The 20,618-nt window shown below is 67.2% G+C and carries 27 protein-coding genes; 11 read left to right on the top strand and 16 right to left on the bottom strand.

The window, feature by feature from the left end; translation table 11 throughout:
- Positions 1–114: 114 nt before the first annotated feature.
- The 3 genes from V7E00_RS01355 to mgrA all read right to left on the bottom strand — a co-directional run bounded on the left by V7E00_RS01355 (position 115) and on the right by mgrA (position 1,940).
- The gene (locus V7E00_RS01355) at positions 115–324 is read right to left on the bottom strand and encodes a hypothetical protein (protein ID WP_333570913.1); all 210 of its coding nucleotides are present in this window, start codon (positions 322–324) and stop codon (positions 115–117) included.
- A 96-nt stretch (positions 325–420) separates the two neighbouring features.
- Positions 421–882 (bottom strand): GreA/GreB family elongation factor, encoded by a 462-nt coding sequence (locus V7E00_RS01350; protein WP_333570912.1) that lies wholly within the window; start codon positions 880–882, stop codon positions 421–423.
- Positions 879–1,940: an L-glyceraldehyde 3-phosphate reductase gene (gene mgrA, locus V7E00_RS01345; RefSeq protein ID WP_333572357.1), complete on the bottom strand. Its 1,062-nt coding sequence runs from the start codon at positions 1,938–1,940 to the stop codon at positions 879–881. The genes V7E00_RS01350 and mgrA overlap by 4 nt, the downstream gene beginning before the upstream one ends.
- 147 nt (positions 1,941–2,087) lie before the next feature.
- Here mgrA and thrC point away from each other — a divergent pair, with 147 nt between their 5' ends.
- The 3 genes from thrC to V7E00_RS01330 all read left to right on the top strand — a co-directional run bounded on the left by thrC (position 2,088) and on the right by V7E00_RS01330 (position 5,280).
- The gene (gene thrC, locus V7E00_RS01340; RefSeq protein WP_333570911.1) at positions 2,088–3,479 is read left to right on the top strand and encodes a threonine synthase; all 1,392 of its coding nucleotides are present in this window, start codon (positions 2,088–2,090) and stop codon (positions 3,477–3,479) included.
- Positions 3,476–4,345: a class I SAM-dependent methyltransferase gene (locus V7E00_RS01335; protein ID WP_333570910.1), complete on the top strand. Its 870-nt coding sequence runs from the start codon at positions 3,476–3,478 to the stop codon at positions 4,343–4,345. The genes thrC and V7E00_RS01335 overlap by 4 nt, the downstream gene beginning before the upstream one ends.
- A 410-nt stretch (positions 4,346–4,755) precedes the next feature.
- Positions 4,756–5,280, top strand: a complete 525-nt coding sequence (locus V7E00_RS01330) for a PEPxxWA-CTERM sorting domain-containing protein (RefSeq protein ID WP_333570909.1) — start codon at positions 4,756–4,758, stop codon at positions 5,278–5,280.
- Between the two features lie 94 nt (positions 5,281–5,374).
- Here V7E00_RS01330 and V7E00_RS01325 read toward each other — a convergent pair whose 3' ends face one another.
- The 3 genes from V7E00_RS01325 to ykgO form a co-directional block, all read right to left on the bottom strand.
- Positions 5,375–5,758, bottom strand: coding sequence for a diguanylate cyclase domain-containing protein (locus tag V7E00_RS01325; protein ID WP_333570908.1), 384 nt, complete (start codon positions 5,756–5,758; stop codon positions 5,375–5,377).
- 107 nt (positions 5,759–5,865) lie between these two features.
- Positions 5,866–6,486 carry an HAD family hydrolase gene (locus tag V7E00_RS01320; RefSeq protein WP_333570907.1) on the bottom strand — a complete coding sequence of 207 codons (621 nt, stop codon included), beginning with the start codon at positions 6,484–6,486 and terminating at the stop codon, positions 5,866–5,868.
- Between the two features lie 8 nt (positions 6,487–6,494).
- On the bottom strand, positions 6,495–6,620 hold the full coding sequence (gene ykgO / locus V7E00_RS01315) for a type B 50S ribosomal protein L36 (protein WP_010543750.1): 126 nt from the start codon (positions 6,618–6,620) through the stop codon (positions 6,495–6,497).
- Between the two features lie 207 nt (positions 6,621–6,827).
- Between ykgO and V7E00_RS01310 the strand changes: the two genes are divergently transcribed.
- From V7E00_RS01310 to V7E00_RS01300, 3 genes are read left to right on the top strand one after another with little or no spacing between them, the layout of a single operon-like run.
- Entirely contained in the window at positions 6,828–7,439 is a 612-nt protein-coding gene (locus tag V7E00_RS01310; protein ID WP_333570906.1) for a DUF4136 domain-containing protein, read from the top strand.
- A complete protein-coding gene (locus V7E00_RS01305; RefSeq protein ID WP_333570905.1) occupies positions 7,436–8,554 on the top strand; it encodes a M14 family metallopeptidase in 1,119 nt (372 codons plus the stop codon). Before V7E00_RS01310 ends, V7E00_RS01305 begins: the two co-directional genes overlap by 4 nt.
- A complete protein-coding gene (locus tag V7E00_RS01300; protein ID WP_333570904.1) occupies positions 8,551–9,009 on the top strand; it encodes a GNAT family N-acetyltransferase in 459 nt (152 codons plus the stop codon). Before V7E00_RS01305 ends, V7E00_RS01300 begins: the two co-directional genes overlap by 4 nt.
- A gap of 54 nt (positions 9,010–9,063) precedes the next feature.
- Here V7E00_RS01300 and V7E00_RS01295 read toward each other — a convergent pair whose 3' ends face one another.
- The 10 genes from V7E00_RS01295 to V7E00_RS01250 form a co-directional block, all read right to left on the bottom strand.
- A complete protein-coding gene (locus V7E00_RS01295; RefSeq protein WP_333570903.1) occupies positions 9,064–9,318 on the bottom strand; it encodes a hypothetical protein in 255 nt (84 codons plus the stop codon).
- Between the two features lie 75 nt (positions 9,319–9,393).
- Positions 9,394–9,792, bottom strand: coding sequence for a GFA family protein (locus V7E00_RS01290; RefSeq protein ID WP_333570902.1), 399 nt, complete (start codon positions 9,790–9,792; stop codon positions 9,394–9,396).
- Complete coding sequence (locus V7E00_RS01285) at positions 9,789–10,574, bottom strand: PhzF family phenazine biosynthesis protein (RefSeq protein WP_333570901.1); 786 nt, start codon at positions 10,572–10,574, stop codon at positions 9,789–9,791. Before V7E00_RS01285 ends, V7E00_RS01290 begins: the two co-directional genes overlap by 4 nt.
- Positions 10,575–10,736: 162 nt before the next feature.
- Entirely contained in the window at positions 10,737–10,955 is a 219-nt protein-coding gene (locus tag V7E00_RS01280; protein ID WP_333570900.1) for a hypothetical protein, read from the bottom strand.
- Positions 10,956–11,052: 97 nt separating this feature from the next.
- Positions 11,053–11,670, bottom strand: a complete 618-nt coding sequence (locus tag V7E00_RS01275) for a response regulator transcription factor (protein ID WP_333570899.1) — start codon at positions 11,668–11,670, stop codon at positions 11,053–11,055.
- On the bottom strand, positions 11,667–13,436 hold the full coding sequence (locus tag V7E00_RS01270; RefSeq protein ID WP_333570898.1) for a PAS domain-containing sensor histidine kinase: 1,770 nt from the start codon (positions 13,434–13,436) through the stop codon (positions 11,667–11,669). The genes V7E00_RS01275 and V7E00_RS01270 overlap by 4 nt, the downstream gene beginning before the upstream one ends.
- Entirely contained in the window at positions 13,433–13,813 is a 381-nt protein-coding gene (locus V7E00_RS01265; protein ID WP_333570897.1) for a response regulator, read from the bottom strand. Before V7E00_RS01265 ends, V7E00_RS01270 begins: the two co-directional genes overlap by 4 nt.
- Positions 13,814–13,929: 116 nt before the next feature.
- A complete protein-coding gene (locus V7E00_RS01260) occupies positions 13,930–14,574 on the bottom strand; it encodes a sulfite oxidase-like oxidoreductase (RefSeq protein WP_333570896.1) in 645 nt (214 codons plus the stop codon).
- 14 nt (positions 14,575–14,588) lie between these two features.
- Positions 14,589–15,965, bottom strand: coding sequence for an FAD-containing oxidoreductase (locus V7E00_RS01255; protein ID WP_333570895.1), 1,377 nt, complete (start codon positions 15,963–15,965; stop codon positions 14,589–14,591).
- A complete protein-coding gene (locus V7E00_RS01250) occupies positions 15,962–16,450 on the bottom strand; it encodes a DUF4126 domain-containing protein (RefSeq protein ID WP_333570894.1) in 489 nt (162 codons plus the stop codon). Before V7E00_RS01250 ends, V7E00_RS01255 begins: the two co-directional genes overlap by 4 nt.
- A gap of 137 nt (positions 16,451–16,587) precedes the next feature.
- Between V7E00_RS01250 and V7E00_RS01245 the strand changes: the two genes are divergently transcribed.
- From V7E00_RS01245 to V7E00_RS01225, 5 genes are all read left to right on the top strand, one after another.
- Complete coding sequence (locus V7E00_RS01245; protein ID WP_333570893.1) at positions 16,588–17,700, top strand: S-(hydroxymethyl)glutathione dehydrogenase/class III alcohol dehydrogenase; 1,113 nt, start codon at positions 16,588–16,590, stop codon at positions 17,698–17,700.
- 14 nt (positions 17,701–17,714) lie between these two features.
- Positions 17,715–18,101, top strand: a complete 387-nt coding sequence (locus tag V7E00_RS01240) for a VOC family protein (RefSeq protein ID WP_333570892.1) — start codon at positions 17,715–17,717, stop codon at positions 18,099–18,101.
- The gene (gene fghA / locus V7E00_RS01235; protein WP_333570891.1) at positions 18,101–18,937 is read left to right on the top strand and encodes an S-formylglutathione hydrolase; all 837 of its coding nucleotides are present in this window, start codon (positions 18,101–18,103) and stop codon (positions 18,935–18,937) included. The genes V7E00_RS01240 and fghA overlap by 1 nt, the downstream gene beginning before the upstream one ends.
- A 62-nt stretch (positions 18,938–18,999) precedes the next feature.
- Positions 19,000–19,929 (top strand): TraB/GumN family protein, encoded by a 930-nt coding sequence (locus V7E00_RS01230; protein WP_333570890.1) that lies wholly within the window; start codon positions 19,000–19,002, stop codon positions 19,927–19,929.
- Positions 19,930–19,996: 67 nt separating this feature from the next.
- Complete coding sequence (locus V7E00_RS01225; protein ID WP_333570889.1) at positions 19,997–20,482, top strand: DUF1440 domain-containing protein; 486 nt, start codon at positions 19,997–19,999, stop codon at positions 20,480–20,482.
- Positions 20,483–20,618: the final 136 nt, after the last annotated feature.

Below are 20,618 nucleotides of genomic sequence, written 5' to 3'. Positions count from 1 at the left end.
CACCGCAGGAACGCACGAGCGCGCGATTACGACGTCTGAGCCCTGCTTCCTTTTTTGAGAGCCTGGGCGCCGATGATGTCGGCTACCGCCCCATTAGCGGACGCCTGCCTACGTTCAGAGCGTAGGTCTGTAGCGCTCAATCTCTCCCGCATCGATAGCCGCGCGAGTTCGCGATTTCAGCACGGACATGCCCTCGCTGACCGTTGCTCTAATCAAGGCTGGTGGGCGCTCTTCCCGAGGCAAACGAACGAGCGCAACAAACTGCTCGCCGGTTTCCCGCCAACTGATTTCATATCCCCCGTAGAGTTCGCTGAAGACGACCATCGGAGTAGCATAGCCAGATGCGCGCGATGTCCGCTAGCCACCACATTCAGCCCTTCACGCCCTCCTCCAGAACGCGCCGATCTTCAGGGGCCGGACCTAAATCGCCTCCACCCCCAGCACCTCGATCGCCTCGGCCTTGCCGCCGAAGTCCACCCGCTCGCCCTCTTCCGCCCCCAGCAGCGCGTGCGCCAGCGGTGCCTGGAAGGCCAGCCGGTCGGCCGCGGGATCAGCCTCGTCATGGCCGACGATCTCGATCACTCGCTCGCGTCCGTTGAGCCGGATTCGCACCCGCGCACCGATCCCCGCCACGCCGTCCTCGATCGGCGGTGCGACCTGCGCGGTGGCGGCGCGGGTGTTCCAGTAGCGGAGCTCACGCTTCAGCACCTCCTTGGCCTCCGCCTCGCCCTCGGCCTCGATCGCCGCTTCCAGTGCGGCGACCTTGCCCGCGATCAGCGCCGGCCCCGCCGCCGTGACCAGATTGGGTCCCGGCGGCAGCGGCAGCTCGAACTTGGGTTCCTTGTGTTCCTCGTCGCTCTCGCGGCGGAAGGCGACGCTCATCGCTGGGGCAGCTCCTCGAGCATGGACGAAACCTTCCACAGATCGATCGCGCCTTCGGTGGCATGGGTGTCGATCGCGGCCAGTTCCTCGGCCGTGAAGCTGAGGTTCTTCACTGCATCGAGCGAATCGTCGAGCTGCTGCACCGTCCGCGCGCCGACCAGCGCCGAGGTGACGCGGGGATCACGCAGCACCCAGGCGATCGCCATCTGGGCGAGCGTCTGGCCGCGCTGCTCGGCGATGGCGTTGAGCGCGCGGATACGGGCGATATTCTCGTCGGAGAGCAGCGCAGTGTTGAGCGAACCGCCCTTCGCCGCGCGGGCATCCTCGGGCACGCCGTTGAGGTATTTCCGCGTCAGCATTCCCTGCGCGAGCGGCGAGAAGGCGATGCAGCCGGTGCCCAAGTCTTCGAGCGTGTCGAGCAGGCTCTCCTCGATCCAGCGGTTGAGCATCGAATAGCTCGGCTGGTGGATCAGCAACGGCACCTTGTAGTCCGCGAGGATCGCGGCCGCCTGCCGGGTCAGCTCGGGCGAATAGCTGGAGATGCCCACGTAGAGCGCCTTGCCCTGGCGGTGGATCTGGGCGAGCGCGCCCATCGTTTCCTCCAGCGGCGTCTTCGGGTCGACGCGGTGCGAGTAGAAGATGTCGACATAGTCGAGGCCCATCCGCTTGAGGCTCTGGTCGCACGAGGCGATCAGATACTTCTTGCTGCCGCCCACGTCCCCATAGGGCCCCGGCCACATGTCCCATCCCGCCTTGGTGGAGATGATCAGCTCGTCGCGATGCTGCGCGAAGTCGGTCGCCAGCACGCGGCCGAAATTCTCTTCGGCGGAGCCATAGGGCGGGCCGTAGTTGTTCGCGAGATCGAAGTGGGTCACGCCGCGATCGAACGCCCGGCGCAGCATCGCGCGGGCATTTTCAAACACATCGGTGCCGCCGAAATTCTGCCAGAGCCCCAGGCTGATCGCCGGCAGGTCGAGCCCGCTCACACCGCAGCGGCGATAGGGCATACGGCCATCATAACGGTCGGCATCGGCATGCCAGGGCTGGGGATAGGCCATCATCTCTCTCCATCGGGAAGGCTGTACGGAACGCGCCTATACGCAGGCGGGATCCCGCACGGAACACCCCGCCCCGCAACAATGGCAAGCCGCCCCCAAGGACAGCTATCTTGTCGTGTCGCCCCTCGCCCGGTAACGCCGGCGGCCATGCAGTATCACAGCACCCGCGGCGGCGCGCCCTTGCTGGGCTTTCGCGACGTCACCCTCACCGGCCTCGCCAGCGACGGCGGCCTCTACGTCCCGACCGAATGGCCGCATTTCTCGGCCGAGGATATCGCCGCCATGCGCGGTCTCTCCTATGTCGAGACGGCGGTGCGGGTCATGCTGCCCTTCGTCACGCCGGACCTGAGCGAGGACGAGCTGCGCGAGCTCTGCACCCAGGCCTATGGCCGCTTCGCCCATGCCGCGGTGACCCCGCTGGTCCAGCTCGATGCGCAGCATTGGCTGCTCGAGCTGTTCCACGGCCCGACCCTCGCCTTCAAGGATGTGGCGCTCCAGCTGCTCGGGTTGCTGTTCGAGAAGTTCCTGGTCGGCACCAATCAGCACCTCACCATCGTCGGCGCGACCTCGGGCGACACCGGCAGCGCGGCGATCGACGCGGTGGCAGGCCGCATCGGCGTGGACATCTTCATGCTGCACCCGCAGGGCCGCGTGTCCGACGTCCAGCGCCGGCAGATGACCACGGTGCTCGCCCCCAATGTCCACAACATCGCGATCGACGGCAGCTTCGACGATGCCCAGGCGCTGGTGAAGGCGATGTTCAACGATCGCGACTTTGCCGGCCGTTTCCAGCTGAGCGCGGTCAACTCGATCAACTGGGCCCGGCTGATGGCGCAGGTGGTCTATTATTTCTACGCCGCCGCGCGCCTGGGCGCGCCCGAGCGCGCCGTCGCCTTCTCGGTGCCCACCGGCAATTTCGGCGACGTCTTCGCCGGCTATGTCGCCGCGCGGATGGGGCTGCCGGTGGCGAAGCTGGTGGTGGCGACCAACGTCAACGACATCCTCCACCGCGCGCTGTCGGCCGGCGACTATTCGGCGGGCACCGTCACCCCCACCGCCGCCCCCTCGATGGACATCCAGGTCAGCTCGAACTTCGAGCGGCTGCTGGCGGACCTCGCCGGCGCGCCGGTGGCCGATCAGATGCGCGGCTTCGAATCGACCCGCGCGATGCAGCTCACCAATGTGCAGCGGGAAGGCGCGTCGAAGCTGTTCACCAGCGACGCCATCGATGCCGACGGCATGAACGAGGCGATGCGCTGGGCCTGTGCCGAGGCCGCGCAGGTGATCGACCCGCACACCGCGATCGGCCTCGCCGCCGCCCAGCGCGCCGGCCTGCCCGCCGATGTGCCGGTAGTGACCCTCGCCACCGCCCACCCCGCCAAGTTCCGCGACGCGGTCGAGCGCGCCACTGGCGTCCGCCCGCACGTGCCGAACCGCATCGGCGACCTGTTCGATCGCCAGGAGCGCTACGACACGCTTCCCGCCGAATTCGGCGCGATCACCGGCTATATCGCCGAGCGGGCGCACGCGAAGGCATGAAACTCGTCACCCTCACCGGCGAACCCTGGGCGGACTATGGGCTGATCGACTCCGGCCATGGCCGCAAGCTGGAGCGCTACGGCGCCTATCGCTTCATTCGACCCGAGCCCCAGGCGATGTGGGCGCCCGCCTCGGCCGACTGGGACGCGCATGCCGAGTTCGTCCCCGGCTCCGACGAGGATGGCGGCGGCCGCTGGGAGTATCTGAAGCCTACCCCGCGCGAGGGCTGGCCGCTGGCATGGCGCGAGGTGCGCTTCACCGCCCAGACCACGCCCTTCCGCCATCTCGGCTTCTTCCCGGACATGGCGCCGGTATGGGACTGGATGCGCGGCCGGATCGACGGCATGGACAGCCCTGAGTGCATGAACCTGTTCGGCTATACCGGCGTCGGCTCGCTGGCGCTGGCGGCGGCGGGCGCGAAGGTGACGCATGTCGACGCCTCCAAGAAATCGGTGATGGAGGGCAAGGCCAACGCCCAGCTCTCGAACATGACCGACAAGCCGATCCGCTGGATGATCGACGACGCGATGAAATTCAGCGCGCGCGAAGTACGCCGCGGCCGCCGCTATGACGGCATCATCCTCGATCCGCCGAAATGGGGCCGCGGGCCCAACGGCGAGGTGTGGAAGCTGGAGGAAGGCCTGCCGGCACTGATCGACGACGTGGCCAAGCTGCTGGATGCGGATTCGCGCTTCCTGTTCCTGACGGTCTACGCGGTGCGCATGTCGGCGCTGGCGATCGGCGAACTGGTCCGCCAGGCGATGGCGGACAAGGGGGGCACGGTCGAGGCCGGCGAGCTGACGGTGCGGGAAGAAGCACGCGGGCTGGAGCTGCCGACGGCGATTTTCGCACGGTGGAGCAGGTAGACTTCCTCTGAGACGACCGGAAACCCCGTAGACCCGGCACGGCTTCCGAGTGCCGGCAGGCCAGACGCGATGCCGGTGTCTTGCCTGCATTTCCGCGTTCACCACGGCTGAACGCGAGCAGTATCGCCCGGGGGCAAACCTCCTCTCCAGCGCATTGTTCTTATTCATTCCGAGCCAGGCGAGTCTCTACTTGCGCCTGCCGCGCTTCTGAATCCTTAGAAGACCCTCCCAACGCACAACAATATCAGTAGTTTTCCCAAATTTCGCGACGGTTACGCGAGCGAAACGAGGTTTAATCTAGGCCTTCTCTTGCAATGACCGCAGTTTGACTCCCGAAATGGATCAGATTATTTTAGCGTCGGGCGCCATAAAATAGAATCACTTGCCATTCATGCATCGAGGGGATTCTGATGAACATCAATAAGCTAGCCATCGCGGCTATCATCTTTGGCGCGCCCGTTCCGGCATTCGCGCAGATCAACGCGCCGGTGCCAACCGCCAACTATATCACTTTCGGAGGGAATGACTGGGCGTGGGCCAGCCCCTGCCCGCCGAGCGGCGGCTACAAGGGCGAGACCTGTGGTGACGGCTCGGCAATCAACCTTAGCTATCAAGGTACGCTGGGCTGGCGCCTTCCGACCGCAACCGAACTGGCCGCCGGACCTTCGGTGACCAATTTCGGAACATGGAACTCCTTCGCCTGCGCCTCGGCATGGTTCACCGCCTCCTACTCGCACTGCGACTATGGCGATGCGCAGAGTGGCGCCGTGTTCGGCACCGCCGGCGGCAATGTCTGGTATGCAGAAACCTGGGTGATCCGCGGCGACTCCGCCGTCCCCGAACCCGCCGCCTGGGCCATGCTGATCGGCGGCTTCGCAATTTCCGGTGGCGCACTGCGCCGTCGCCGCTTGGTCCGCGTCGCCTATTCGGCCTGATCGGCGTCCGGTCACAGCAAAGGGGCGTCGTCGACGAGATCTACGACGCCCCTTATATCTGCAACGCTGCTGATCACATCCCGCCGCAACAGGCTCACCGCAACACGCTGTCCGAAGCCCGGCCCGCCGCTTCGCTGCAGGCCACGCGCAGCAGCCACTCACTCCGGGGTATGATCTCGCTCGCTTCTTCGGCGAAGGGGATGAATGCTGCGGTGGAATAGTACCGCAGCCGCGGGCGTGCCCAGCGCAGCAGCCTGTCGCCGTTGGCACGACCAAGCGAGCGGCTGATCTCCTTGAACGGGTACAGATCGACCGAAGCCATCACCTGCGACTGCCCGTCGTCGATGGAGGCCAGTTTGGCATTCGGCGAGCCATGGAACTGCACGCGATTGGGCAGCCCAACCCGCGCGTCGTGCAGCGCCAGAGGGCCGATCGGGGCCTTCCGACCGCGGCGGTCGCTGGTGCCCTCGATTGTCACCACCCAACCACCCTGCGGCAGCTTGCCGGCTGTACACCGAAAGCAGGAATCCCGCGCGATAGCCGCCGGCGCTCGGAGTCGGAGGAGGAAAGGAAAGCTGCCAGCCCTCAGCCGGCAAGCACGCCCAGCCGCACCAGCTCGGCGCGGAACGCCTCGGCGCCGGTGAACACCACGCCGTGGATGCCCTGCGCCCGCGCGGCTTCGACATTCACGGCTAAGTCGTCGACGAACACCGCGTCCGGGCCCTGCAACCCGAATCGCTCCAGCGCCAGCGCGTAGATGGCGGGATCGGGCTTCACCAGCTTCTCGTCGCCCGAGACGACGATATCCTGGAAGCGGCCGAACAGCCATTCGACCTGCGGCATCCAGGCGCGCCAGAACTCGCCGGAGAAATTGGTGATGCCGTACAGCGGCACGCCCGCCGAATCGAGTTCCTCGACCAGCTCGGCCATGCCCGGGATCGGCGGCCCCAACTGGTCGCCGAACTGCGGCCCCCAGAGCGCGATCTTGTCGGCATGCTCGGGGTACAGCGCGCTCAGCTCCGCCGATGTCTCGACGAAGGGGCGGCCAGCGTCATGCTGGAAATGCCATTCCTTGGTGACGACCTGCGACAGAAACGCGTCGAGCGCCTGCTCGTTGTCGAACAGGCGCTCGTACAAACGCCGCGGTTCCCAAGGGAAAAGAACGTTGCCGACGTCGAAGATGACGGCGTGCGGCGCAGTCCCCACGTGTGGGCTCAGCCCTGACGTGCCTTGAAACGCTTCTGCGTCTTGTTGATCACGTAGATCCGGCCACGGCGGCGGATCACGCGGTTGTCGCGGTGCCGCCCCTTGAGCGACTTCAATGAATTGACGATCTTCATGACCGATTCGCTTCTCAAATTATCTGGAATGCCGGAAAGAGCGGCTCGCCTATAAGCGCGGGGGCGGGAAGTCAAGGCCGCGTGTGCTGGATGCAGCCGATCGCCGTCCTCGAACGTTCCACCGCCGATGGGCCTCGCAATTCCGCTCGACCCGGCTTGTGCCGGCAGGATACACCCGTTGCGCCCACGAAACAGGAGTGCGTGTTCGTGAATCCGTATCTGCGTCTTGCCCTGCTCGCCACCCTGCCCGCGCTTGCCGCCGGCTGCACCTCCACCGGCGGTCGCCCGCCGATCGACGTTACCCGCTATCATCTGAGCGAGCCGTTCGAGCGAACCACCGTCTCGATCATGCCGATGTCGGGCGCGATGGACGTGACGCCGGAGTTCCGCGCCTATGCCGATGCGGTGCAGGCCGAGCTGAGCAAGCAGGGCTATGTCCCGGCAACCAGCGATCGTCCGGCGGGCTATATCGCCTCGGTATCGTTCACCCGCGCCTCGCGCGGCGTGGTGCGCGAACCCTCGCCGGTGTCGATCGGCCTGGGCGGCGGCAGCTTCGGCGGCGGCCGGGGCGGCGGCGTCGGCCTGGGCGGCGGCTTCTCCTTCGGGCTCGGCAAGCGCAAGACCAACGAGATCCTCGTCTCGCAGCTCTGGGTGCAGCTGCGCCGCCGCGCCGGCGAGAGCGTGATCTGGGAAGGCCGCGCCGAGACGACGGGCGTGGGCATCAAGGACAACCAGCCCGCTGCCACCGCCCAGCGCCTCGCCGCGGCGCTGTTCAAGGACTTCCCCGGCGAGTCCGGGATCACTACGACGGTCAAATGAGCATCCAGATCAGCGCCGCGTTCGACAGCGGCAACATCCGCGTGGTCGCCATCGAAGGCGACCGGGTCGACTGCGAGATCGTCCTCGATCACCAGTCGGACTTCTTCCAGTGGTTCCACTTCCGCGTCGCCGGCGCGAAGGGGCGGACGCTGACCTTCCGCATCCTCAATGCGGGCAGCTCGGCCTATCCCTTCGGCTGGCCGGGCTACAAGGCGCGCTGGTCGGCGGACCGCGAATCGTGGCGGATGGCGGAGACGGACTATGCCGGCGGCATCCTCAGCTTCACCCATCATTTCCAGACGGACCTCACCTGGTTCGCCTATTTCGCGCCCTATTCGATGGAGCGGCACCATGATCTGGTCAGCCGCATCGCGCTTGCCGAGGGCGTGACGCACCGCCAGCTGGGCGAGACGCTGGACGGCCAGCCGATCGACTGCCTCAGCATCGGCGAAGGCCCCAAGCAGGTCTGGCTCTATGCCCGCCAGCATCCGGGCGAGAGCATGGCCGAATGGTGGATGGAAGGCGCGCTGGAATTCCTCACCGACGAGGATAATGCCGTGGCGAGCACGCTGCGGCAGAAGGCCACCTTCCACTGCGTGCCCAACATGAACCCGGACGGCTCGCGCCGCGGCCATCTGCGCACCAATGCGGCGGGGGTGAACCTCAACCGCGAATGGCACACGCCCACGCCGGAGCGCAGCCCGGAAGTGCTCGCGGTGCGCAACGCGATGGACGCAACAGGCGTGGACTTTGCCATGGACGTGCACGGCGACGAGGCGATTCCGGCCAATTTCCTCGCCGGATTCGAGGGCATTCCGAGCTGGACCGACGAACTCGGCGAGAAGTTCTACGAATTCGGCCGTCGCCTCGCCGCGCACACGCCCGATTTCCAGACCGAACTCGGCTATGACAAGTCGCCCCCGGGCAAGGCCAACCTCGCCATGTCGACCAACCAGCTCGCCGAGCGGTTCGGTGCAGTGTCGATGACGCTGGAAATGCCGTTCAAGGACCATGATGCGAACGCCGACCCGGAGTTCGGCTGGTCGCCGATCCGCAGCAAGCTGCTCGCCCATGCCTGCCTGGAGACGCTGGCCGGGATGATCGACACGCTGTGATCACGATCCGGGAAGGCGGGCTGGACGATGGCCAGGTGCAGGATCTCCTGTGCCTGCACGCCACCGGCATGCTCGCCAACTCGCCGGCGGAAAGCTGCCACTTTCTCGACCTTTCGGGCCTCCAGGCGGCGGACGTCACCTTCTGGAGCGCCTGGGAGGGGGCGGACCTGCTCGGCATGGGCGCGCTCAAGCAGCTCGATGCGACGCACGGGGAAGTGAAGTCGATGCGCACCGTGCCCGCACGGCTCGGCAAGGGCGTCGGCGCGACGATGCTGGAGCATATTCTCGCCACGGCCCGGGCGCGCGGGCTGACGCGGCTGAGCCTGGAGACAGGCACCGCGCCGGCGTTCGAACCGGCGATCCGGCTTTACACCCGCTACGGCTTCGTTCCCTGCGCGCCCTTCGGCGACTATCGCGAGGATCCACACAGCCGCTTCCTTACGCTGGTACTCTAGCAGCGGGCGATAACGACGCCTCAGCGGCATGTGCAGACTGGTGAGGCTTGGTGGTTAGCTGCCGTTGGTCCAGCGGCGAATCGCAGCGTTGATCAGCGCGCGGGATATGAAGCCAACAACCGCGGCAGTTGCCAACGCTGCCAAGATCAAAAGCCAGTTCGGATCATGGTGGCAGGATACGTCTGAAGCGCAATCGCCCCATGCACTCAGTAAGATAATCAAACCCAAGAGGGGCACGCCTACTATCGCAGCCAAGGCGCAGCCCCACTTGCCCCCCGGTGTGCCACCCGACTTGTATCCTTCGTTCATCCCGACAAGCTAGCTGAACCCGGATTGACCTTAACTGGACGTAACCGAACCAATCCGCTGATCGCCCAGATCCGATCATGAAGCCTCTCGCGGCCCCGACCATTCCCGGCGCGGCGCGTCCCCGACCAGCGTCATGCCCACGCCTTCGGTAGCTCGCAGGGGCAGCGCGGCAGCATCGAAGCCGTCCAGGCAGAAGACGTTGACGCCATACTGGTCCGGTGCGGCGCGCTTGCGGTGGAACACATAGATGCCGCAGCGGCTGCAGAAATGATGCTTCGCCCGCATCGTGTTCCATTGATAGGTGGCGAGCAGCGCCTCGCCCGCCTCGATCCGAAGCGCCGCTTCCGGCACCTTCACCATCACCGCGTTGCGCTTCACGCAGAGCGAGCAGTCGCAGGTCGTCAGTTCGTCCGGTTCATGCGCAATGGTGAAGCGCACGCCGCCGCAATGGCAGGAACCGGAATGGACGGTCACCACCGCGCCACGCCTTCGAGATAGAACAGGCACGCGCCTTCCAGGTCGACGCGGTCCCCGCGAAGCCGGCACCACATCTCCCCGCCGCGCGGCGAGGCCTGGAACGCGTGCAGTTCGGTCTTGCCCAGTCGCTCGGACCAGAAGGGCGCCAGCGCACAATGCGCGCCGCCAGTCACCGGATCTTCGGGAATGCCTTTGGCGGGGGCGAAATAGCGGCTGACGCAGTCATGGTCGCCCTCGCCGGGCGCCGTCACGATCACGCCGGCGGCGGGGAGCCGGGCGATCGCGGCAAGATCCGGAACCAGCCGACGCACCGCCTCGGCCGAAGCGAGGCGCGCGACGAAGTTGAAGCCGTCCCACACCACCTCCTCCGGCACGGCACCCAGCGCTTCGGAGAGCCCCGCGGGTGCATCGGCCGGCACACAGCGGCGCACCGGGAAGTCCATGACATAGCCGATGCCGGAACGGCGCACGGTCAACGGGCCGCTTGCCGAATGGAACACCACCTGCTCCCGTTCAGGCGCAAGCCGCTCCAGCACCACTGCGGCGCTGGCAAGGGTCGCATGGCCGCAGAGCGGCACCTCGACCGTGGGGGTGAACCAGCGGAGGCGATAGTCCTCACCCTGCGGCACGAGGAAGGCCGTTTCCGCCAGATTGTTCTCGGCCGCCAATGCCTGACAAAGATCGCTCGGCGGATCGCTGTCGAACAGCATCACCGCCGCCGGGTTGCCGGCGAACCGCCTGCTGGTGAACGAAGCGAGCTGAAAGAGACGTGCTTCCATGCACTGCAGGCTAGAGCGTTTTCGCCTTGGGCGAAAAGGCTCTAGCTGTTTGATCGCAGCATTTTCCGAGCCGTTGATCGTGAACGGTCAACTTGAGAACGCTCTAGCCGCTCGCCGGTGGTGCGACCAGCCCTTGTCCCCTGCCCTGAAGCCACCCTGGCCTCAGGCGAAGAGCGACAGCGCCCCGCTTTCCAGCGCCTCCGGAATCGATAGCCGCTCGCCCGCATCGCGCTGGTGGGTGGTCGGCTCGGGCACCAGGTGCCACGGCGTCACCACCGCGTCGCACCAGGCAGTGAACAAGCCCGAAGACCAGGCCCGGATGCTCTCTTCCGCGTCGGGCATCATGCCCGTGCCAAGGTTGGATTCCAGTCGCATCGTCATCGTTCCCGCTCCCTGTCAGCAAGGTCGATCCCGCACTCCCCCGAGTCCCTTTCCCTTATACCGCAAAGGCGCGGAGAATGCACGATACTGCAATCGTTTAGCCTGCCCCCAACCCCGCTGCAAATGCGATTCGCAGCGCCTCGGACAGGCTCTTCGCCCCCAGCTTCGCCATCACGTTCGCGCGGTGCACTTCCACCGTCCGCGCCGAGATGCCGAGGTCGTAGGCGATGGTCTTGTTCGGATAGCCTTGCGCCAGCCCGTCCAGCACCTCGCGTTCGCGCACGGTCAGCGCGCCGAGCAGCGTTTCGGCATCGGCCGCGCGCGCCTTGACGTCCTCGGCGGCCTCCAGCCGCTCGAAGCCGCGATTGATCGCGTCGATCAGGGCGCCGCTCTCCATCGGCTTTTCGAGGAAGTCGACCGCGCCGGCCTTCATCGCCTTCACCGCCAGCGAGACATCGCCGTGCCCGGTCAGCACGATTACCGGCAGCGCGATGCCGCGCGCGTGGAGTTCCTGCTGCACCTCCAGCCCGTCCATCTCCGGCATCCGCACGTCGAGCAGCACGCAACCAGGCTCGACATGGCGCGCCTCCTTGAGGAACGCGACGCCCGAGGGCCAGGTCTGCACCGCGAACCCCGAAGTCTTGAGCATGAAGCTTGCGGAGCGGCGGACGCCATCCTCGTCATCGACGATATGGACGAGGCGCTTGTCGGTCACGGGGCGGATCCTTCTTCTACATGGACGAGGGTGAAGTGGAAGCAGCTGCCGCCGCCGGCGCGGGGCTCCAGCCAGATGCGGCCGCCATTGGCCTCCACGATGGTGCGGCAGATCGAGAGGCCGAGGCCCATGCCGTCCGTCTTGGTGCTGTGGAAGGCGCGGAACAGGTCCTCCGCCACCTCCGGCGCGACGCCGGGCCCGGTATCCGCCACCGTCACCCGCACGAAGCCGGGCGATTCCACCCGACTCAACACGGTCAGCCGGCGCTCGGGCGATTCGGCCATCGCCTCGATGGCATTGCGCATCAGGTTGATCAGCACCTGCTGGATCTGGATGCGATCGACCAGCACGGGCCCTGCGATCGGATCGAACAGGAACTCGGCCAGCACCCCCTTCTCGCGTGCGCCGATCAGCGCGAGCTTGCACGCCTCGTCGACCAGGTCGGGAATGTGCTCGACGCTTTTCTCCACCTCGCCGCGCGCGACGAATTCGCGCAGGCGCCGCACGATGGTGCCCGCGCGCAGCGCTTCCTGGGCGGTATCCGCCAGCGCCTCGCGGATCACCGGCAAGTCGTCCGGATTGTCGCCGTCGATCAGGTTGGAGACGCCCTGCACATAGTTGACGACGGCGGTGATCGGCTGGTTGAGTTCATGCGCGAGGGTGGAGGCCATGGTGCCCATCGCGCTCACCCGGGCGGCATGGATCAGGCCGGAGCGCAGTTCCTCGATCCGCTGCTCCGCCTGCTGCTTGTCGCTGAGGTCGCGGATGAAGCCGGTGAACACGCGCTCGCCCTCGGTGATCGCCTCGCCCACCGACAATTCGATCGGGAAGGTGGATCCGTCGCGGCGCCTGGCGGTCACGGTGCGGCCCGTGCCGATAATCCGTCGCTCGCCGGTCTCCAGATACCGGCGGATATAGCCGTCATGCTGATGGCCGTCGCTGGTCGGCATCAGCAGGCTGATATTGGCGCCGACCACCTCTTCCTCGGCATAGCCGAACAGGCGTTCGGCCGCCGCGCTGAACGAGACGATGTTGCCGCGCTCGTCGATGATCACCATGGCGTCGAGCACCGTCGCCAGGATCGAGCGAAGATGGTTGGCGGCGGCAGTCGCCTGGCGCTCGCTGGCGCGCTGCTCGGTAATGTCGCGGATCACCTTGCCATAGCCGCGCAATCGCCCGTCTGGGCCGCGCAGGGGGGTGATCAGCACCTGGGCGAGGAACTCGCTGCCGTCCTTGCGAAGGCGCCAGTCCTCCTCCTCGAACTTGCCGTCGCGCAAGGCAGCGTCGAGATCGGCGCGCGGCTTGCCGGCGGCCACCGCCGAGCCCGGATAGAACAGCGCCATGTCGCGCCCGAGAACCTCTTCCTCCTGCCAACCTTTCAGCCGGCGCGCGCCTTCGTTCCAGAAGGATACGCGGCCCTTGGGATCCACGGTGTAGATGGCATAGCCGACCGCACCGTCGATCAGCAGGTTCAGCTCGGCGGCGAGTTCGTCGGCACGATCGGCGCGGCGGCGGGCATCCGCCTCCTCGGCGCGCAATCGGCGGCGCAAGGCACGGCTATAGGCTGCGAGCAGCAGGATTGCCGCCGCCCAGGCGAGCAGCACGCCGACCAGCACATGCCGCTCGCCGCGCGAGACCAGCGGCGCGAGAGCCAGTCCCGATACCAGCAGCAACAGCGTCGCCAGCGCCTCCGGGACGCGCAGCCGCAGCCGATCGCCGAGCGCCGGACGCACGGGGCCGTCGAACTGCGGCAGCGGAAAGTTCATCGCGCCAGCGCGCCGAGCAACTCGAGCCGCCCGACCGGCTTCTTCACCACACCGACAAAGCCCGCGGCGCGGGCGTCCTCATCCAGTTCGGCATGGCTGCGGCCGATCAGGATCGCGCGGCCCTGCCACCCGCGCAGGGCAAGCTGCCGCAGCAGGTGGATCGCGTCGCCATCCGAGAGATCGCGTGCGATCAGGAGCGTGCGGATCTGGTCGAGCGTCGCCTCCGCCATCGCGGCGGCGGCAGAAGCGAAGGCGCGCACTTCCATGCCGCAGCCCTGCAGCAGCAATTGCAGCGCGCGACGCGAATCGTCCTGCGAATCGACCAGCAACACGCGCTCGCGCACCGCCCGGGCCTGAATGGGAACACCCTCCTTCATGCGCGCACCACAGGTGGCGAACAGGGGCGGAAATGGCAGACGCTACAACGCATGCAGCCAAAATATGGAGCCGCGCGCGTCGACGGCATGCGGATTGGTACGTATTCACGTTCGGCTCAGCGCGAATAGCGTTCCTCGGCCCAAGGGTCGCCGCGCAGATGATAGCCGTTCACTTCCCAGAAGCCCGGCCGATCGCGCCCGATCACCTCGATCCGCGAAATCCACTTGGCGCTCTTCCAGAAATAGAGGTGCGGCACCACCAGCCGCGCCGGGCCGCCATGGTCGCGGTGGAGCGGCTTGCCTTCCCAGCGGTGCGCGATCAGCGCGTCGGGCGCAGCGAAATCGGCGAGCAGCAGGTTGGTGGTGTAGCCGTCATAGCCGTGCAGCATCACCGCCGCGGCTTCCTCGCGCGGCTCGACCATCTCCAGCAGCCGCGCCGTGGCAACGCCGGCCCAGCGATTGTCATAGCGCGACCAGCTGGTGACGCAGTGGATGTCGCTCACCCGCTCGTCGGTCGCCAGCGCCTCGAAGGCCGGCCAGTCGAGCGTCAGCGGCCGGGCGACCATGCCGTCGATCGTCAAGCGCCAGCGTTCGGTGCGCACCTCGGGCTGGCGGCCGAGATCGAGCACCGGCCAGTTGGTCACCAGATGCTGCCCTGGCGGCAGCCGCTCCGCCTCGGCGCGCGCGGTGCGGCCGGTAAGGAACTTGCCCGCCTCGGCCCAGGCGCGCTTGGAGCGGGTGAGCTTGCTGTCCTCGTCCATCGGGCGGCTCCTCGTCAGGCCGGCTTCCGCTCGCCGGCGATGGTCGGCAATAGCTCGGATACGGTGGGGTGGATATGCACTGCATGCGCCAGGTCGGTCGCGGTACCCTGCTTCACCATCAGGTCGAGCACGCCGTGGATCGCCTCGTCGCCGCTGGTGCCCAGGATCGCACCGCCGAGGATCCTGCCGGTATCGGCGTCGCTCACCAGCTTCATGAAGCCGAGCGTCTCGTCCTTCTCCACCGCGCGGCCCACGCGCGTCATCGGCCGCCGGCCTACCTCGATGCGGTGCCCCGCCTTCCTGGCCTCCGCCTCGCCCAAGCCGACGCGACCGAGCGGCGGGTCGATATAGAGCGCGTACGCCGGGATGCGGTCGGTCACCTTGCGGTCGGCCCCGTCGAGCAGATTGTCGGCGACAATCTCGAAGTCGTTGTATGCGGTGTGGGTGAAGGCGCCGCGACCGTTGCAGTCGCCCATCGCCCAGATGCCGTCGACATTGGTGCGCAGGCGGTCGTCGACCTGGATGTAGCCGCGCGCATCGGTTTCCACGCCGGCCGCCTCCAGCCCGAGATCGTCGATATTGGGCGTGCGCCCCACCGCGAGCAGCACATGGCTGCCCAGCACTTCGGGGCTGCCCTCGTGGCAGTCGACGCCGACGAGCACGTCGTCGCCTTGGCGCGAAAAGCGGATGCATTCGGCGCCGGTGCGGATCGCAATGCCTTCGGCCTCCAGGATGTCGCGCACTGCGTCCGATATCTCGGGATCCTCGCGGCCGATCAGCTTGGGTCCCTTCTCGACGATCGTCACCTCGGCGCCGAAGCGGCGGAACATTTGGCCGAACTCCAGCCCGATATAGCTGCCGCCGACCACCACCAGGTGCCGCGGCACCGCATCGAGCTTGAGGATCGTGCTGTTGGTGAGGAACGGCACGTCGTCGACACCCGGCATGTCCGGCACCAGCGCGCGGCCGCCGACATTGAGAAAGATGCGGTCGGCCTCCAGCACCTCTTCGCCCACCCGCACCCGGCGCGGCGACTCGAACCGGGCCTGGCCGAAGAACAGCGTGCAATGCGCCATCCCGTCGATCCACTGGCGCAGCGACGCGCGCGAATCGGCGGAGATCTTGTCCGCGCGCGACCGCACCCTGGCGAAGTCGATGCTCACTTCGCCGTCGATCGTCACGCCGAAATCGGCGGCGCGCCTGGCCATGTGCGCGGCATAGGCGCTGGCGACCCAGGTCTTGGTCGGCTTGCAGCCGGTGTTGACGCAGGTGCCGCCGAGCAGATGCCGTTCGATCAGCGCGACGGACATGCCTGCATCGCTCAGCCGCCCGGCGAGCGGCGTTCCCGCCTGCCCCGCGCCGATCACGATCGCGTCGAACCGGCGGCTCACAGCGACGCCACCGCGAACGCCGCGACTCCGATCGCCGCAAGATCCTCGACCAGTGCGGCGGGCATGTCGGCGCCAAAGGCCCGGCACAGCCCCATCCGCGCCGCATAGCCGCCGAAGGTGCCGATCACCGCGCCCAGCACGCCGGCGGCAATGCAGAACGGCAGCGAACTCGCCGCCAGCCCGATCGCCGCGCCGCACAGCGCGCCGGAGAGCATCCGCCCGATGAACCCCGGCGGCGACTTGCGGCTGGGCGTGGTCGGCAACTTGTCCGCCACATATTCGCCGATCGCGAGCAGGGTGAAGATCCACGGCGTCCCCCACCAGCCCAGCCAGCCGAGCCAGGTGCCCGAAAGCGGCAGCCAGCCGGCATAGGCCGCCCAGGAAATCGCCATCGGCGCGGTCATGGTGCGCATGCCGGCGACGATGCCGATCAGCAGCGCGAGGACGAGGGGCGGCATCGGCAGGTCTCCCATAAGCGTTGCCACACCAGCGCCTTTCTGCGCGAACACGCAACTGCACTTCGGTATGGTCCCGCCGCCAACGAAACGAATCGCCACGGGTTGCAACCCGCCACCGATTGAAGGATCAGGCGGGCCAACCAAGCCCTACAGGAGAACCGGCCATGAAGACCCGCGCCGCCGTCGCCTTCGAAGCGAAGAAGCCGCTGGAGATCGTCGAACTCGATCTGGAAGGCCCCAAGCCCGGCGAAGTGCTGGTCGAGATCATGGCCACCGGCCTGTGCCACACCGATGCGTACACGCTGGATGGCCTCGATTCGGAGGGCCTGTTTCCCTCGGTGCTCGGCCATGAAGGCGCCGGCATCGTCCGCGAGGTGGGCGCCGGCGTCACCAGCGTGAAGCCGGGCGACCATGTGATCCCGCTCTACACGCCCGAATGCCGCCAGTGTAAGTCGTGCCTGTCGGGCAAGACCAACCTGTGCACCGCGATCCGCGCCACCCAGGGCAAGGGCCTGATGCCCGACGGCACCACGCGCTTCAGCTACAAGGGCCAGCCGATCTTCCATTACATGGGCTGCTCGACCTTCTCGAACTTCACCGTGCTGCCCGAGATCGCCGTCGCCAAGATCCGCCAGGACGCGCCCTTCCAGACCAGCTGCTATATCGGCTGCGGCGTCACCACCGGCGTCGGCGCGGTGGTCAACACCGCCAAGGTGCAGGTGGGCGAGACCGTCGTGGTGTTCGGGCTGGGCGGCATCGGCCTCAACGTGATCCAGGGCGCGCGGCTCGCCGGCGCAGGCCAGATCATCGGCATCGACGTCAACTCGGACCGCGAGGAATGGGGCCGCAAGTTCGGCATGACCCACTTCCTCAACACCAAGGGCATGTCGCGCGAACAGATCGTCGCCAAGGTGGTCGAGCTGACCGACGGCGGTGCCGACTACAGCTTCGACGCGACCGGCAATACCGAAGTGATGCGCACCGCGCTCGAATGCTGCCATCGCGGCTGGGGCGAATCGATCATCATCGGCGTGGCCGAGGCGGGCAAGGAAATCAGCACCCGCCCGTTCCAGCTGGTCACGGGTCGCGTCTGGAAGGGCACCGCATTCGGCGGCGCCAAGGGCCGGACCGATGTGCCGAAGATCGTCGACTGGTACATGAACGGCAAGATCGCGATCGACCCGATGATCACGCACATCCTGACGCTGGAAGAGATCAACAAGGGGTTCGACCTGATGCATGCGGGCGAAAGCATCCGCAGCGTCGTCGTCTACTGAGAGGAGACCAAGCGATGTTCACCCATGTGATGCTCGGCGCAGACGATATCGACGCCGCCAAGGCCTTTTACGACGCGACGCTGGGCGTGCTGGGCGTGCCCGAGGGTGTCGTCGATGAAGCCGGCCGGGTCCTCTACGTCCATGGCGGGGGCCGCCTGCTGATCACCCGCCCGATCAACGGGGAACCGGCAAGTTGCGCCAATGGCGGGACGATCGGCTTCTTCGCCGCGTCGACGGATCTGGTCGACGCCTGGCAGGCAGCGGGTGTTGCGCAGGGCGGCACCGCGATCGAAGATCCGGCGGGCGTTCGCAACGCAACCGGCGGTCGCCAGCTCTACCTCGCCTATCTTCGTGATCCATCCGGGAACAAGCTCTGCGCCGTCCATCCGGTCCGCGCCTGATGGAGACGCTGTCGACCAACAGGGCGTATGGCGGGGTGCAGGGCGTGTACCGCCACGCCTCCGCCGCGACGGGCACGCCGATGACCTTCTCGGTCTATGTGCCGCCTCATGAGGACGGGGCGAAGCTGCCGGTGCTCTGGTACCTCTCGGGGCTCACCTGCACCCATGCCAACGTGACCGAGAAGGGCGAGTATCGCCGCGCCTGCGCCGAAGCCGGCGTGATCTTCGTCGCCCCCGACACGAGTCCGCGCGGCGAAGGCGTGATCGACGTGCCCGACTATGATTTCGGCCAGGGCGCCGGCTTCTATGTCGACGCCACCCAGGCGCCCTGGGCCGAGCATTTCCACATGCGCACCTATATCGAGGACGAACTGCCCGCGCTCCTCGCCGCCGAGTTTCCGATGGCCGACCTGACCCGACAGGGCATTACCGGCCATTCGATGGGCGGGCACGGTGCGCTTACCATCGCCTTGCGCAATCCCGAGCGGTTCCGCAGCGTCTCGGCCTTTGCGCCGATCGTCGCGCCGGGCCAGGTTGCCTGGGGCCGGAAGGCGCTGGGCGGCTATCTGGGCGACAACCCCGCCGCATGGCGCACCCATGATGCCGTGGCGCTGATCGAGGACGGCGCCCGCCTGCCCGATCTGCTGGTCGATCAGGGCGACGCCGACGCGTTCCTCGCCGAGCAACTCCGCCCGCAGCTGCTGGCCGATGCCTGCGCGGCCGCGGGCATCCCGCTGACGCTGCGGCTCCAGCCGGGCTATGACCACAGCTATTATTTCGTCTCGACCTTCCTCGCTGAGCATGTCGCGTGGCATGCGGCGCGGTTGAAAGCGTGATATAAGACCAGCACACCGGCGCAGCGCGGGGCTCCGCCGGCCCATTCGGGGGAGTTTCCGGCGTGAAGTTGAAGTCGCTGTTCGCCGTCGCCGCCGCGCCGATCGCGCTGCTGTTCAGCCCGCTCGCCTGGAGCCAGGCTGCTCCGGCTGCTCCGGCTGCTGCGCCTGCGGTGCAGAGCCGCCCGGCCGATCCGGCGCTGTGGGTGGTCAAGGATGCCGATACCACCATCTATCTGTTCGGCACCGTCCATGTGCTGAAGCCGGGCCTGAGCTGGTTCGATTCGGCGGTGAAGGCGGCGTTCGACAAGAGCGACACGCTGGTGCTCGAACTGATCGAGCCGGATCCCGCCGCGATGCAGGGCCTGCTGGTGAAGACCGCCATGGCGCCGGCCGGATCCAAGCCGATCGCCGAGCAGTTGCCCGCCGAGAGGCGCGACGCCTATCTGAAGGCGATGGCGGACATCGGCGTGCCCCCGGCAGCCTTCGATGCGCTGCAGCCCTGGGTCGCGGGGATCACGCTCAGCGTCGCCGGGCTGCCCAAGCTCGGCTATGATCCGGCCAGCGGCGCCGAAAAGGTGCTGACTGCCGCCGCCAAGGACGCCGGCAAGCCAATCATCGGGCTGGAAACCGCCGAACAGCAGCTTGGCTATTTCGCCAGCATGCCACCGGCACTGCAGCTCGCCTTCCTCGGTTCTGCCGTGGAAGATTATCCCAAGCTCGGGAGCGAACTGGGCCGGATGATCGATCAATGGGCCGCCGGCGATCCCGAAGCGCTGGGCGCGACGATGAACGAAGGCATGCGCGACACGCCGGAACTGGCGAAGATCCTGCTGACCGATCGCAATGCGCGCTGGGCGAAATGGATCGAGGCACGGCTCCAAAAGCCGGGAACGGTGTTCTTGGCAGTGGGCGCCGGCCATCTGGCGGGTGCCGACAGTGTCCAGGCGTTCCTCGCCAGGGATCAGGTCAAGGCGGAGCGCATCCGCTACTGATCGCTTTCGGCAGGGCGCGCCTTCCCCGGTGCGGCGCCCCGTCGCATCCCCGTTTGGAGCAGCACGCATGGCATCGAATCCCCGTCCCCTGATCGGCCTTCTCGCGGGCGTGACCGCCGGCCTCGTCGCCTCGGCTGCAATGGCCGCGTTCCAGAGCCAGGCGAGCAAGCTGATCCCCAAGGAAGACCAGAGCAAGGGCGACCCGGCGACGGTCAAGGCCGCGGACGCGGTGGTCGAGGCAACGACGGGCGACAAGGTGCCGGAGCCGTATCGCGAAGCCTCGGGACAGGCGGTGCATTACATCGTCGGCGGCGTGCTGGGCGGCATCTACGGCCTGATCACCGAATACCGGCCAGAGGCGGCCTCGGGCTTCGGCGGTGCCTATGGCGTGGTCACCTCCGCCCTGCTTGACGAAGGCGCGGTGCCGGCGCTGGGTCTCGGCAGCGGTCCGGCGGAAACACCGGCGTCGATTCATGCGTACGGTGCGGCATCGCACCTGGTGTATGGCATGGTGCTGGAAGGCGTCCGCCGGATTATCGCCGGCGCGCGGTAACGAACTGCCCTCTCCCCGCGCCCCTACAGCCGGCATCCCCGCGAAGGCGGGGATCCATTGGGGTCGCCCGATCGGCTCTAGCCGCTGACGCACAGGCGAATGGATCCCCGCCTTCGCGGGGATGACGTTGGAATTT

This window comes from Sphingomonas sp. (assembly GCF_036731925.1).
In the GTDB taxonomy this organism is placed as follows: domain Bacteria; phylum Pseudomonadota; class Alphaproteobacteria; order Sphingomonadales; family Sphingomonadaceae; genus Sphingomonas.
This window is presented reverse-complemented; position numbering and strand designations above follow the sequence as displayed.